Origin of the sequence: Hymenobacter psoromatis (genome assembly GCA_001596155.1) — a bacterium.
Classification (GTDB): domain Bacteria; phylum Bacteroidota; class Bacteroidia; order Cytophagales; family Hymenobacteraceae; genus Hymenobacter.
In genome coordinates this window covers 4,643,310-4,657,707 of record CP014771.1, presented here as the reverse complement: position 1 = coordinate 4,657,707, position 14,398 = coordinate 4,643,310, and the positions used below count along the sequence as shown (strand labels likewise).

Here is a 14,398-nt window from a genome sequence, read left to right as displayed (position 1 = left end):
CACCCTTTTGCGCGGGACCGGGGTGGGCGGCTTGGGGGCGGCTACGCGCCGGCCGGGCGCGGCAGCCAGCGTTGCAGCCACGCCAGCACGGCGGCGCGGCCGTTGGCATCGGGGCGCGCCACCACGGCGGCGTAGGCATCGGGGCGCACCAGCACCAGCGCCGGGCCGCTGCCAAAAGCGTCGGTAAATGGCCCCGCAGCCCCGGCGGCGGCGGCGATAATTTGCACGCCCAGCAGGGGCTGCCAGGGTCGCAGCTGTTCCAACCAGGCGGCGGGTAGCGGCTCGGGGCCGACGCACAGCAGCGTGAGGCGCGAGGGGTCGAGCAGCGAGGAGAGCGGCACGGGACCGGGGGCCGCGGCGGGCTGCACGTCGGGGTCGGGAAGGCGGTCGCCGCCGCGCAGCTGGCCGCCCGCGTGGGGCGTTTGGGATAAGTCGCTGGCGCGGTAGTCGGCCGCCACCTGGCTCAGCACGGCCGCCCCTTTGTGCTGCACGAAGTCGGAGCTGAGCAGCAGCGGCAAGGCGTGGGTGAGCAGCGTATGCACCAGCGGGTTGGTCGAGTTGAGGGCATCAGTGGCTTTCTCGGTGGTGTTCACTACCCCCCGAATAACGGGCAGCCGGTCTTGCGCGTAGGTGTCCAGCAGCGTGGCCGGGGCCTGGCCGCGCCAGACCAGGGCCAACTTCCAGCCCAGATTTAGCATGTCCTGAATGCCGGTATTCATACCCTGCCCGCCGGCCGGCGAGTGCAGGTGGGCCGCATCGCCGCCCAGCAGCACCCGGCCCACCCGCAGTTGCTCTACCATGCGGCTGTTGATGTAGAAGCGCGAACTCCACACCAAATCGCGCAGGCGGGCCGGGCGGCAGGCCCCGGCATCGTAGAGGCGCTGTAATTCGGGCAGCGTGGGCGGAGCCACGCCGGCCGGGTTGGGGTCGGTGGCAATGAGGCGAAACCGCTGGTTGCTCATCGGAAAAACCGCCAGTAGCCCGTGTTCCGCCAGAAAAATGGACAGCTCATCATTGGGCAAGTCGCTGTCCAGGTGCAGGTCGGCCAGGGCGTAATGCTGGGGTAGGGAGGTGCCCGGAAAGGCCAGCCCCAGCGTGTGGCGCACCAGGCTGTGCGCCCCCTCGGCGCTGATGAGGTAGGCGGCGGCCAGCTCCTCCAGCTGCCCGCCCGGCCCGCGCAGCACGGCCCGCACGCCGGCTTCGGTCTGGGCCAACGCCACAAGCTCGGTGCCCCATTCCACGGCCACGCCCTGCCGCGCCACCTGCTCGCGCAAGAGGCGCTCGGTTTCGGACTGCGCCAGCAGCAAAATAAAGTTGTAGCGGCTCGGAATATCACGCAAATTCACCTGCGCCAGCTGCTTTTCCGAGTCGTAAATAGTGGTGGCCCAGGCCCGATTGCCCAGCGCCAGCATGGGGGCGGCCACGCCGCGCGGGGCCAGCAGCTCCAGCGTGCGGGCTTGCACGGCCAGCGCCCGCGAAGTAGTGGCCGGCTCCGTGCGCTGCTCAATAAGGCGCACTGGCACGCCCAGCCGCGACAGTTCCAGCGCGGCGGTGAGGCCGGTGGGGCCGGCTCCTATAATCAGAATGGGGTTGGTTTCGGGCACCAGCGCGACCGGGGCATCAGGTAGCTTGCTCATGGGTGAAAAGGGGGAAGATGAAAAAAAGTTAACCATTTGGTTAAGGAAGAATTAAAAAAATATCAGGGCGTAATTGCCTGAATGACAAACTCGGCCACCGCGTGCTGCCGCTTGGCCAGCTCCGCCTGCATCTCGGCCGCCGACAGCCCCAGTACCGCCTGAAACAGCGGGCGGCCCAGAAACGGAAATATCAGCATCGACACGATATTAAGCAGCAGCTGCGTCGTGCCGACGGGCCGGATGTGCCCCTGCGCCTCCGCAGCTTCCACCTGCCGCCGGAAGCTGGCCAGCCGCCCGCCCGGCTCATCGCCCGCTACTAAACCGGCAAAAAAACGCGGGTTGCGGTTCAGCTCGTTCACGATAAACAACGGCAGCAGCGGGTGCTCCTGCAAAAACTCCACGTACTCGTGCGCCAACCGACGAATTTTCTCGAATAGCTCCTCCTCGGCTTCCAGCACCAGCCACAGGCGCGGCACCAGCAGCCCCAGCGTCTGGTGCACCACCGTTTCGGAGAGCTTCTCCTTGCTGCGGAAATAGTAGTGCAGCAGCGCCTTGTTGATGCCTGCGCGGTCGGCGATTTCCTGCATCCGCGCCCCGGCCAGGCCCTTTTCCAGAAACACGGCTTGCGCGGCTTCCAGGATTAGCTGCTCGGTCGAAAGCTTGGGCGTGTCGGGCATAGCGGGAAGAGTTAACCGTTTGGTTAAATACTGAATAGCCGCGCAAAAAGTTTCGTTTCCGGTTTGCGCCGCTTGTAGCGTCGTGTTCATCCCACGACTTCCTGAGCAGCTTCCTAATTTTGTTTCCCGCACATGCCCCAGCCTCTCGTTCCGTTAGCTATTTCCGCGCCGCTGGTGGCCGTCATCGGCGGCGGGCCGGCGGGACTGCTGGCTGCCCAGCGCCTGGCCGAAGCCGGGCACCGGGTGCATGTTTTTGAGCAGAAAGCCACCGTGGGGCGCAAGTTTCTGGTGGCCGGCCACGGCGGCTTCAACCTGACCAATGGCGAGGGGGTAGGGACCTTTGCGGTGCATTACGGCGCGGCGGCGGCTTTTTTTGCGAAGCTACTAGCGCATTTCTCACCCGCTGATTTGCGCGCTTGGGCCGCCGATTTGGGCATCAGCACCTTCGTGGGCAGCAGCGGGCGCGTGTTTCCCGAAAGCCAGCACAAGCCCGCCGACCTGCTGCGCGCCTGGCTGCACCGGTTGGCCGGGCTGAGGGTAGAAATCCACGTGCGCCACCGCTGGCTGGGTTTCGCGGGCGCAGCGGGCCTGCGGTTTCTGGATGAAAAAACCGGCCGGGAATTCACCCTGGAGCCCGCGGCCACGGTGCTGGCGCTGGGCGGCGCGAGCTGGCCCCAAACCGGCTCCGATGGGCATTGGACCCAGTTTTTACACGAAATAGGCGTGCCGTGCCGGCCCTGGCAGCCCGCCAACTGCGGGGCCGAGGTGGGGTGGTCAGCCTTTTTTCGGGAGAAAGTGGGCCGCGCGCCGCTCAAAAACATTGCCCTGAGCTGCGGCGGCCATACCGTGTGGGGCGAAATTTTGCTGACCGACTACGGCTTGGAGGGCACGCCCGTGTACGCCCTCACGCCGCACCTGCGGGCGGCGCTGGCGGCGGGCGGCCCTACCCCCCTGCTGCACCTGAACCTGAAGCCCGACCTGCCGCTCGCCGAGCTGCGGGCGCGGCTGGCGCGGCGGCGGCCCGGCACCTCCCTACCCCACTTCCTGGCCGAAGCCCTCCGGCTCAAAAACCCGGTGCCCACGCTGCTGCGCGAGCTGGCCGGCCCTACCCCCCCGGATTTGGCGGAAGCCCTCACGGCGCTGCCCATCCCGGTGGCGGGCCTGCGGCCACTGGCCGAGGCTATTTCGAGCGCGGGCGGGGTGCCGTTTTCGGAGGTGGATGAGCACCTGATGCTGCGCCGCCGCCCCGGCACCTTCGTGGCGGGCGAAATGCTGGATTGGGAAGCGCCCACCGGCGGCTACCTGCTGCAAGGCTGCTTCAGCATGGGCGCGTGGGTGGCGGCGGGCGTGGGTGGGTACTTGACCAGCCAAAGCTGACCCGATAGCAGCTACGGAAACTCTGTCACACGTTCTTGCACGTAGTCATAGAGGGTTTCGAGCAGCAATTGGCGACTTTGGTCAAAACCCTGCTCGGCGGCCCGAAACGCCGGGTCCCTGGCCAGCAGGGATGCCGCCCGGAAAGCTTGCTGCTGGTCATTGGTTTTGACGGACGCCCAAAAATGCTCCTGGCGGTGGCGGGCCACCCAGAGGTAGCTGGCCACTTCGGGCAGCCTCAACTGCTGGGTTATTACGCCGGCCACCTCATCGGGCCAGAAGCATAGCGCATAATCAAACCCTTCATAGTCTGCGTATTCAATCCATTCGCTCAATACCACTACGCAGTATTGCGGCGGGCTTAGGGTAGCACTGAAGTGCCCCAGGAGCAGCCAGCCTTGCTCGCGCTCAAGGAGGGTAGCATGGGCAATAGCTGCGTAAAGGCGGGGCAGGGCCTCGGCTTTGCGGGTCGCATAGCGCTGCAATACGAGCTCCGTTTCCCGGTGTTGCTCCCGCGCTACTTCGTCCAGCACGCGGCCACTATCGTAGTGCAGCCGGTGAAGCTTTTCGAGCGCGACGGCGGCAATTATTCCGGTTTTTTCCTGAATTTGCTGGCTATAAGCCGTTTGCGCCTGCTGCTCGGCTCGATTAAGGTCGCCATCCACAGCGGCCAGCATTTGCAATGCTTCTAGCAGCCCGATGGGAATGCGCTGCCGCAACAGGCGGGCCTGGGCCAGGTATTGCTTACTCATGCACAGGGATACTTACCCAAACCGGCCACTTGCTCAAGCCGGCCAGCGTAATGCTGCTTAGCTTATTTATGTCAACCCTTTGCAATCAGATAGTTGCCTGCATAAGCCATTCCTGTTTACAAACGCTCCACTTTCTTGTCCTCCGCTTCTTTCAAAATCTGGCGGGCCTCGCGCAGCAGCCGGCGGCCGGGGTCCAGCTCGTCGCGGGCGATGAGGGCGAAGAGCAGCAGAAACGACACGATGGGCAAGAGCCAGCCCAGGGCAAACCACACCCAGAACGAGCGCCCGCGCGAGGCGGCGCAGTAGCCGGTTACGATGGGGATGAACGAGATTCCCGCCAACACCATCAGAAGTATGTCAACGAGAGGCATAGGATGGGCGGGTAGAAAGTGAGGCGCTGGTGAGCTGGGCCGGGCGGTTGCCCGAAGATACGACTTGGCTACGTAAAAACGAGCGGCTTTACGCCTCACTCATTACTATTTGTCGAAACTTTACGTATGCGCAAAAAGCCAGTGCCGCTTCGCCTGCGCGGGCGGCCCTTCCGGCCCTGGCGGCCATCGCCCCATCGCCCCCCACCCCGACTACCCCTATGTGGGAACACCAAAGCTTGTTTCGCGTTTCGGCACAGTTGTTTGCCGAAGGAATTTTTAATTTGCTCGACCGCAACCTGCGGCCCGAGGTTTTTTTGTTGGGCCTGGCGTCGGGCCGCGAGGAAGACGACCCCGAGAGCGTGGTGGTGGAGCCTACCAGCCTGCGCTACGGCCCGGCCGATTTTGGGGGCATCAAAACGCTGGCCGGCTCTTTTGAGGCGGCCGACCTGAGCCCGCGCGACAGCGTGTATCACCTGCACCCGCAGGACCACGACCGCCTGGAGAAGCAGCACTGGTACGAGCTGGTGTGCCGCGCCACCGACCAAACCCTGCGGGAGCTGGTGGAAGGCCGCGGCGAAAAGCGGCGCTGCTTCTGCTCTACCCCCCTCAGCCTCAATGGTTACCTGGTGGTGGTGGTGGTGCAGCTGGCGGCCGACACTTATGACTCTTACTACACCCTACCCGGCAAGCCGGGGCCCAACCGGCCCAGCTCGCTGCCCCACGCGGCGGTGCTGGAGTTTTTGCACGAATGCACCCGCGCCCTGCGCGAGGCCGACACCGCCGACAACGAGCAGCCGGTGCTGGACCGCGACTACAACGAGGTGCTGCGCGGGGCGGGCCGCCGCCTCATGCTGCGCATTTCGCCGGCCAATGCCCACGGCCTGTATGATGCCTGCCTGGGCGTGGCCGCCCTGCGCCACGAGGGCGACGAGGGCCGCGGCACCATGCTCATTGGGCGGCGTCAGCACGCGGCCATCGTGCCGGTCCTGACCCTGGAAACGCCCGTGACCCTGCGCGACCACCGCTCCATTCGCAAGCTGCTGGAGCTGACGGAGGGCCCGACGGGCCTGGTGTCGGACGCAACGCACGTGTTTGGCCTGGGCCACGCCGTGGCCGAAACCGATGCCCGCTACGAACCGCTGGCCACGGTGCACTTCACCAACCACTATGGCTGGGAGCTGCGCCACGCTGGCCACACCCTCATGCGGGTGGTGAGCAACACGCCGCGCCTGCCCCAGGGCAAGGTGCAGGCCGACAACTTTGCCCGCGCCATTCGGCAGGTGTTTCCGGCCGTGGACGATGCGGGCGTGGACTACCTCTGGGAGCTAGCCCTGGAGGCCTCCAACCAAAGCCACGGCACCATGCTCTGCATCACGGCCGGGGCCAAGCCCGAGGCCGAGCGCCTGCGCCGCCAGTGCTTCCGGGTGGTGCCCCGGCCCATGACGGCCCCGGTGCTGCGCCAGGCCAGCAGCATCGACGGCGCGGTGCTCATCGAGCCCGATGGGGTGTGCCACGCCATTGGGGTGATTTTGGACGGGCAGGCCACCGAAAAGGGCGACAGCAGCCGCGGGGCGCGCTACAATTCGGCCGTGCGCTACGTCAGCTCCTCGCCTTACCCCTGCCTGGCCATCGTGGTGAGCGAAGACGGCTGGATTGACCTGCTGCCTTCGGCAATTAGCACTAAGTAAGGGGCAATGGGTAATGCCAGCGCTGCTTATAAAGACAAGCAGCTGCCTGCTTCTCACGCTTGGAAGCAAGAACGATTAACCGGCCCTTTCTTTACGAACGAATTACCCATTACCTACTACCCATTACCTCATTGCCCATGATTCTCATTGCCGACGGTGGCTCGACCAAAACCAATTGGTGCCAGCTTTTTGATACGGGCCAGCGCGTGTATTTCAACACGGAAGGCTACAATCCTGACTTTGTGGACACGGCCTTCATCGTGGCTTCGCTCGAAAAAAACCTGCCCGATACGCTGCCCCGCGCCGAGGCCCGCGAAATCTACTTCTACGGCGCGGGCGTGTCGAGCCCGGCCAAGGCCGAGGTGATTGCCGCCGCCATGCGCCAGGTTTTTACCGGTGCCAACAAGGTGGAGGTGACCGAAGACCTGCTGGCCGCTGCCCGCGCCTTGCTGGGCCACGCGCCGGGCTTCGCGGCCATTCTGGGCACGGGCACCAACTCGTGCATCTATGATGGCGAGAAAATTACGCACAACGTGGATTCGCTGGGCTATTTTCTGGGTGATGAGGGCAGCGGCTCGTTTCTGGGCAAGCGCCTGCTGCGCGACTACCTGCGCAACCTGCTGCCCGACGGCTTGCAGGAAGCCCTGAAACAGGAATATCAGCTCGGCAACCGCAACGATATCATCGACCGGCTCTATAACCAGCCGCTGCCCAACCGCTTCCTGGCCAGCTTCGCCAAGTTTGCCTACGACCACAACAACGTGAGCTACTGCCGCCAGATTGTGGTGGAGGCGTTCGAGGCATTCTTCCAAAACATTGTCGTGCACTACCCTGGCTATCGGGACCTGAGCTTTAATTGCATCGGGTCGGTAGCGTATAATTTCCGCGACGCGCTCACGCAGGTGGCCAACGGCCACGGCATGCAGGTGGGCAAGATTGTGCGTTCGCCCATCGACGACCTGGTGAGCTTTCACGAGGGGTAGGGCCCCGGTTTTTTTGTGATAAGCGGCCCGTCAGGCTGAGCGTGGCTCAGCCTGACGGGCTTTTTTGCGTGTTATTCCGCGCCGGGGAGCGCCCGGCATCCGGCCCCGGTTTTCCTACCCCCTCTTGGATAGCCCGGCCGGGTCGGCGCGGCTCGGTGCTGCCCGTGGCGCTCGACCGGCCTCACCGAGCCGCCGCGGGCGTAAGCAGAGCTGGTGGCGCTGGATTAATTTACTGCTGTTACGCAGCCCCTTGCCTTTTTTTTGTAGCAACGCGCCGTGGCGCGGCCCTACCCCTCCCTTCCCGATGGCTACTTCTACTCGCTTACTCATTGTTCTACTGTCGCTTAGTACCTTTTGGCGGCCGGCGGCGGCCCAAACCCCTACGGCCTTCGCCAAGGGCGCCGACATTAGCTGGGTGACGGAAATGGAGGCCAACAACTACAAATTTTATAACAAAGCCGGGGCGCAGCAGGACCTGTTTGGGCTGCTCAAGAGTGACTATGGGCTGAATGCCATTCGGCTACGGGTGTGGGTGAACCCGCCCGGCGGCTACTGCGGCCCCGCCAACGTGCTGGCCAAGGCCCAGCGCGCGCAGGCCCTGGGCTACCGGCTGCTCATCGACTTTCACTACAGCGATGGCTTTGCCGACCCCGGCAAGCAGACCAAGCCCGCCGCCTGGCAGAGCTACACCGTGGACCAGCTCAAGCAGGCCGTGTATGACCACACGACGGCGGTACTTACTACCCTCAAAAACAACGGCATCACGCCCGAGTGGGTGCAGGTGGGCAACGAAACCAACGACGGCATGCTGTGGCCCGAAGGACGCATCACGGTCAATGGCTTCGGCAACTTCGCGGCATTCGTGGACCAGGGCTACGCGGCCGTTAAGGCGGTGAGCCCAACTACCAAGGTTGTGATGCACATCGCCAACGGCTACAGCAACGGCACATTTCGCTACATTTTCGACGGCTTGCAGGCGGCCGGCGCGCGCTGGGACGTGATGGGCCTTTCCCTCTACCCCGACGCGGCTACCTGGCCCACCTACACCGCCCAAACGCAGGCCAACATGAATGACCTGGTGAGCCGCTACGCCGGCAAGCAGGTGATGGTGGTGGAAGCCGGCATGCCCGCCTACCTGCCCATCGCCACGCGCGAGTTTCTCTTCGACCTCATCGCCAAAACCCAGGCCGTGCCCAACAGTGCGGGCCTGGGTGTATTATACTGGGAGCCTGAGGCTTATAACTGGCAGAGCTACGCACTGGGTGCCTGGGGCACCGACGGCCACGCCACCGTGGGCATGGATGGCTTTTTGCCCCCGCCTACCCCCCCGCTGGTGTATAACCCTGGCTTTGAGTATTCGGCCGCTACCCAGAACCCGCTGGGCTGGGCCACCGCTTCGGCCACCGGCGACGCCGACGCTGACTACACCGAAACGGGCGGACATGCCAGCCAGTTTCGCCTCACGCACTACAAGGCCACGGCCTACCAGGTCACTACTTCCCAGACTATCAGCAACCTGCCTAATGGCACCTACACCCTGCGCGCCTGGGTGCAGAACGGCGGCGGCCAGACCACCTGCCAGCTCTACGCCCAGGCCAGCGGCGCGGCCGCCGCGCAGAGCCTGACGCTGCCCACCGTGGGCACCTGGACGCAGATACAGATACCGGGTATCGTGGTGGCCAATGGCCAGTGCGAAATCGGCCTGCGCTCGGTGGCGGCTGCCGGCAACTATTGTAGCCTCGACGAGGTGGAGCTGGTGCCCGGCACCGCCCTGGCCACTACCCCCGCCAGCGCGGCCGCGGTTGCGCCGCAGCTCTACCCCAACCCCACCACGGGCAGCCTCACCATCAGCTACGTGCTCGACCAGCCGGCGGCGGTGGCCGTGGCCCTGTATTCGCTCACCGGGCAGCTGGTGCGCCCGCTGGCTATGCTGCCCAGTGCCCCGGCCGGCCCGCACCGCCTCCCACTGGGCACCCTCAACGGCCTGCCCGCCGGCGTGTACCTGGTGCGGCTCAGCCACGACGGCTACACCAGCACTCAGCGCCTCGTGAAGCTATAAGCAGAGGGTAGGGCCCCGAAAATCCCTACCCCCCTCATTGGGCCCAAACGCAAAAAATCCCCGCTGCCTGCGCAGCGGGGATTTTTAGTTAACTACTTAGCAGGCAGTTTACAATACCGATACCTTGCTGGTCGAAACGTTGTCGCCCACCTGCACGCGCATGAGGTAGGTGCCGGCGGCCAGGGCCGAGGCATCCACGGCGGCAGTCTGGGTGCCCACGGGCTTCAGGCCGCTTTCGACGGTGCGCACCGTGCGGCCCAGCAGGTCGGTGAGGACGATGTTGACGTTGGCAGCGCGCTCCGTCACTTGGTAGGTAACGGTGGAAGCGCCCTGCACCGGGTTGGGATAGACGCTCAGGCCCACGGCGGCGGCGGCGGCGGCCTTCGCGCCCAGGGTCACGCTCGTGGCCGACAGGTTGAGGGTGGCGGCCTGCGTGCCGGGCACCAGCGCGAAGTCAGGATTGCCTTGCAGGTTGCCGTTGGTGGCGCTGAAGGTGCCACCGGCAGGCAGCGGGCCAGTATTTTGCGGGATGTAATCGCTGGAGAGGTAGCCGCCATCCCCACTGTTCTGAAGCGCGAAAACCTGGAGCACGGCCGTGCCGACCAGGCCGGTAGCCGCGCGGTCCATCTCCACCTCCATGCCGTAGCTACCCGCCGCGCCGTAGCTCGCACCCGTGTTGGGGGTAGTGTTGCCGGGGTTCATGTCTACCCCGCTATTCGTAGTATTCTTATAGGCCAGCCGTGCCCCTACCAGCGCCGGAATGGTCGCGCTGGTAACGGTGCTTACCGTGCCGTCGCCCTTAACACCGGTGGCGATAACGCCAGTAGTAGCGGTAGTAGCGTTGGTATAGGAAATCCCTTCCAATACGTAAGTGGAGTTGGCGGGCAGCACCGACGCCGTGCTGTGCATGGCCAGCGCCAGGTTTACGGGCATGTCCATCTTGGCCCCCATATTTTCAAAAGAAGTGCCTACCGCTCCTTTGGGCAAGGCGGTGCCCATCGGCACTCCCGCGCCCGCCGGCGTTTTGAAGTAGAGCTGGAACGCGTTGCCGTTCGGGTTCTTCGTGGGGTCCGTGTTGCCGTTAGGCTCCACCGTGCCGCCTAAAAAGAAGGTAACCTTAGTGGCCGTCGTGGCCGCGTACAAGCTCAGCAGGCCAGCATTGCCGAAGCCGCGGGCCATCGTAAACTTACCGATGAGCACGTAGCCGCCGGTGCCGCCAATTTCGGCCGTGTTCAGCACGCCGTCAACGGTTACTTGCGCCTGGGCGCTCAGAGAAGCAGCCGCTAAAACACCGGCTGCGGCAAGGGTAAAGATTTTTTTCATGATGGTGAAAAAATGAGTGGAAATAAAGTGGAAATACAAGCGACGCCTAACCTGCTTGGCAAGCATCATTTTACGTGGTAAATATATTAAAAAGATTCTGTTAAATGAGTGAAAAGGTCAACTTATTTTCACACTATTTTCAAAGGGTTCCCGCTGCGAGTGTTTTTTTTCGAATAAGTGAATCCGAGACGACCTCCCGGCCTGGTTCAGGAGGTAGGCAGGCGAAATCAAATCAACGCTTTTTTGTCTGCAATAAGCTATTAGTCAAAAGGAAAGGTAAAATTCAACCAGCTAACAGCTCACCACGCAGAGGGGAGGGGTAGGAAAACGTGGCGCGTATTTCCTACCCCCCCTCTTTTCAACTTATTTACTGCACCAGCAGGCGGGCCGTCTGGGTCTGGCCATCGGCTTGCAGGCGCACCAGGTACACGCCGGGGGCCAGGCCTTGCAGCGGCAGCGCCTGGGTTTGCGGGCCGGCGGCCTGGCGGGCGGCAGGCAGCTGCCGGATGGTCTGGCCCAGCAGGTTTTGCACCACAATGGTGGTGGTGGCCGCCGTGGGCAGCGCGTAGGCCAGGGTGGTGGTGCCAGCGGCCGGGTTGGGGGCCACGCTGAGCTGGAACACGGCGGTTTCCGGCGACTTGGTGGCCAGGGTGGAGCCGGTGGGGGCCGTGAGCTTGCGGCTCGTGTACACGGCGTACTGGCCGGGCTGCAGCGTGAGGACCGTGCCAGGGTTCGCGACGCTCAACTGCGTGCCGTCGAGGTAGTTATACCAGGTGCCGGTGGCCGGGAAGGTGATGGTAGCCGTGTTAGCCACCACATCGAAGTTGCCAAACGACACCACGCTCAGGTCCGTACTCGTGAGGCTGATGGTCTTCACGGCGCCGCCCAGGTTTTGGGTGTAGGCGGTGGGCGCGGTAAATACCGGCTGCTTTTTTAGGGCAATGAGGGCGCGGTAGGTGTCGTAGAGGTGGCGGCGGTTGGCATCCTGGTAGTAGTTCCAGCGAATGGGCTTGGCCGCGGTGCGGCAGTCGGTGGTAATGGTGGTGCCGTCCGAGCAGGTGTTGATGCTGTAATCATAGCCCACTTCGCCAAACTGCCACACCAGGCGCGGGCCGGGCTGGGTAAAGAAGAGCGTCGCCGCCAGCTCATCGCGCTTGAGGCCCGTGGCCAGGTCCTTCACGTTGTAGCTGCCGCTGGCATTGCCATAGGCCGTGTTTTTAAACTGCATCCGCTCCTCGTCGTGGCTTTCCATGTAGCCGATGGCGTTGGGCGCGCTCCAGCCCCTCCCCCCCTGGCCGCCGTAGTAGCCGTAGCTCAGGTCCCAGCCCGAGCTGTAGCCCATCGCGGCCTGGGTGTAGTTGGGGTTCAGGTTGCTCCAGAGCATCAGGCCGTAGTCGCTCAGCACCTTGCCCTCGTCGGTGGGGTTGGTGCTGCTCACGCCGTTGGGAAAGTGCTCCAGGATGGGGTAGGAGGTATTGTCCACGCTCATCTGGTAGTTGTAATAATCTTCCCAGATGTTGACGCGCGACTGGTCGTAGTTGCCGTAGTTGTCGGTCGTTTTGGGCACCTGGCTAAAGCCGCCGGCCAGGTCGAAGCGGTAGCCATCGACGTGGTACTCCTGCAGCCAGAACTTGATGACGTTCTTGGTAAAGAGCCGGGTGTAGGGGCTCTCGTGGTTGAGGTCGTTATAAACGCTGTACGGGTGCGGGGCCACGGTATTGAACCAGGGATTATCGGCCGTGGGACCGCTCGAAATATTGCCGTAGAGCTGCACCATCGGGCTGTTGCCGGTCGAATGGTTGAGCACCATATCCAGCACCACCGCGATGCCGCGGCGGTGGCACTCGTCGATGAAGGCTTTCAGCGCGTCCTGGGTGCCGTAGTATTTGTCGGGCGCGAAGTAGAAGCTCGGGTTATAGCCCCAGCTATCGTTGTTATCAAACTCGTTAATCGGCATCAGCTCAATCACGTTGGCCCCGAGGCGCTGAATATAGTTGAGCGTGTCGCGCAGGGTCTGGTAATTGTGGGCGGCCACGAAGTCGCGCACCAGCAGCTCATACACCACCATGTTGGGGCGGGTCGGGCGCTGGAAGTTGGTGGCCGTCCAGGGGTAGGCAGCTTTGCCGGGCTGCAGCACCGACACGATGCCCGTGGCCTTGCCGGTGGGGTAGGCGGCCACCAGGCCGGGGTAGGTGCTGGCCGGAATGGCCTTGTCATTGGCGGGGTCCAGAATTTTGGCGCAGTACGAGTCGGCCACGCGCAGCTGGCCATCTACCAAAAACTGGTAGGCATACTCGGTGCCGGGCGTGAGGCCGTCAACCTGCACCCACCAGCGGGCGCTGGCCGCGTCGGCCGCCGAGGCCGGGTCGCTGAGCGCAGCGGGGCTGCTGGCGGTGGTGCGGTTCATGAAGCCGGCCGCCGTGGGCTGCCAGTTGTTGAAATCGCCCACCACGTACACGAACTGCTTGCGCGGGGCCGTGAGGGTGAGAATGGCCGACGTGCCGCCGTTGAGGTAGGTAATGCCATCGACGTTGGCGCCGGCCGGCAGCGCGGCCACCGTCACGGCCGGGTAGCTCTGCACCGCCGCCTGAATGGTAGCCGTAGTGGTGCCATCGGTGGCCGTGGCCGTGAGCGTGCCCGCCGCCGCTGAGGTCAGCGTAATGGGCGCGGTCAGGCTGGTCGTGTTGGCCTGCTGCGCCACCTGCACGCCATTGAGAAACAGCGTAATCGTAGCCGCCGAGTTGGTCGCCACGGTCACGCTGGTGGCCGTGTTCAGCGGGAAGTAGTAGGGCACCGCGCCGCTGGGGCTGGCAAAGCGCAGGTTGAAGGAGTTCTGCGCCACGTTCACAAAAATGTCGCCGCCAGCGGTGGTGCGGCCCACCGTGGCACCGGCCGCATCCTTGAAAATCATGCCCAGCCGGTAGATGGGCGTGCCGCTCGGCACCCCGTAAAACGTGCGGGGCGTGAAGGTGATGGTGTAGAGATTGGGGTTGGTAGGGCTGCGCGTCATCTTCGCCGCCGGGTCGGCCTGGCCGAAGGTGGGGCTCTTGACGTAGGTCCAGCCGATGTCGGTGGGGCCGGTCGTGACCACGCCGGTATAGATGTAGACGTCGCCCGTGAAGTTGTTGAGGGCCGCGTTGCCCTGGGTGGCATCGTAGGTGAGGGTCACGGGCGTATCGGCCGTGAAGGCGGCCGGGCTGGCCGTGACCTGCGCCTGGGCCGCCGAGGCCCAGCCCAGCAGCACTAGCAAGGCCAGTAGCCACTGCCCGTGGAGTCGAGGTTTTTTCATAAAATGGGTGGGGAAAGCTGCGAAAGCGAGCGCGAGCGTCGCGCTTCTGCGAGTGTTTGGCTAAGATACCACCACTGCGAGCACATTTTAGGTGAAATTCCTCGTTTTTTTCGGATAGCCACCCCAAACGTTTGCGCTCTCCCAGGGCCGGTTTTACCCTCGGCTCAGGGCCCCGCCAGTGCCCGCGCCACCCGCCGCAGCGACCTTTCCCGGCGGCGACGCGTACTTTGTACGATTCGCCAAAA

Annotated in this window: 9 protein-coding genes and 1 pseudogene; 4 read left to right on the top strand and 6 right to left on the bottom strand. The window is 64.0% G+C overall.

Features of this window, described 5'->3' with window-relative positions:
• Window positions 1–41: 41 nt before the first annotated feature.
• Window positions 42–1,637, bottom strand: coding sequence for a hypothetical protein (locus A0257_19840; protein ID AMR29121.1), 1,596 nt, complete (start codon window positions 1,635–1,637; stop codon window positions 42–44).
• A gap of 62 nt (window positions 1,638–1,699) precedes the next feature.
• Window positions 1,700–2,314: a hypothetical protein gene (locus A0257_19835; GenBank protein ID AMR29120.1), complete on the bottom strand. Its 615-nt coding sequence runs from the start codon at window positions 2,312–2,314 to the stop codon at window positions 1,700–1,702.
• A gap of 132 nt (window positions 2,315–2,446) precedes the next feature.
• Between A0257_19835 and A0257_19830 the strand changes: the two genes are divergently transcribed.
• Window positions 2,447–3,691: a hypothetical protein gene (locus A0257_19830; protein ID AMR29119.1), complete on the top strand. Its 1,245-nt coding sequence runs from the start codon at window positions 2,447–2,449 to the stop codon at window positions 3,689–3,691.
• 11 nt (window positions 3,692–3,702) lie between these two features.
• Here A0257_19830 and A0257_19825 read toward each other — a convergent pair whose 3' ends face one another.
• Both A0257_19825 and A0257_19820 read right to left on the bottom strand, forming a co-directional pair.
• The gene (locus A0257_19825) at window positions 3,703–4,440 is read right to left on the bottom strand and encodes a hypothetical protein (GenBank protein AMR29118.1); all 738 of its coding nucleotides are present in this window, start codon (window positions 4,438–4,440) and stop codon (window positions 3,703–3,705) included.
• 116 nt (window positions 4,441–4,556) lie between these two features.
• Window positions 4,557–4,787 carry a hypothetical protein gene (locus tag A0257_19820; protein AMR29117.1) on the bottom strand — a complete coding sequence of 77 codons (231 nt, stop codon included), beginning with the start codon at window positions 4,785–4,787 and terminating at the stop codon, window positions 4,557–4,559.
• 281 nt (window positions 4,788–5,068) lie between these two features.
• Here A0257_19820 and A0257_19815 point away from each other — a divergent pair, with 281 nt between their 5' ends.
• The 3 genes and pseudogenes from A0257_19815 to A0257_19805 all read left to right on the top strand — a co-directional run bounded on the left by A0257_19815 (window position 5,069) and on the right by A0257_19805 (window position 8,794).
• Window positions 5,069–6,499: a hypothetical protein gene (locus tag A0257_19815; GenBank protein AMR29116.1), complete on the top strand. Its 1,431-nt coding sequence runs from the start codon at window positions 5,069–5,071 to the stop codon at window positions 6,497–6,499.
• Window positions 6,500–6,636: 137 nt separating this feature from the next.
• On the top strand, window positions 6,637–7,482 hold the full coding sequence (locus A0257_19810) for an N-acetylglucosamine kinase (GenBank protein ID AMR29115.1): 846 nt from the start codon (window positions 6,637–6,639) through the stop codon (window positions 7,480–7,482).
• Between the two features lie 304 nt (window positions 7,483–7,786).
• Window positions 7,787–8,794 (top strand): annotated as a pseudogene (locus A0257_19805) (hypothetical protein).
• 855 nt (window positions 8,795–9,649) lie between these two features.
• On the opposite strand, the gene A0257_19800 reads toward A0257_19805, so the two are convergent.
• Both A0257_19800 and A0257_19795 read right to left on the bottom strand, forming a co-directional pair.
• Window positions 9,650–10,903 carry a hypothetical protein gene (locus A0257_19800; GenBank protein ID AMR29114.1) on the bottom strand — a complete coding sequence of 418 codons (1,254 nt, stop codon included), beginning with the start codon at window positions 10,901–10,903 and terminating at the stop codon, window positions 9,650–9,652.
• A 328-nt stretch (window positions 10,904–11,231) separates the two neighbouring features.
• On the bottom strand, window positions 11,232–14,153 hold the full coding sequence (locus tag A0257_19795) for a 1,4-alpha-glucan-branching protein (GenBank protein ID AMR29113.1): 2,922 nt from the start codon (window positions 14,151–14,153) through the stop codon (window positions 11,232–11,234).
• Window positions 14,154–14,398 lie beyond the last annotated feature (245 nt).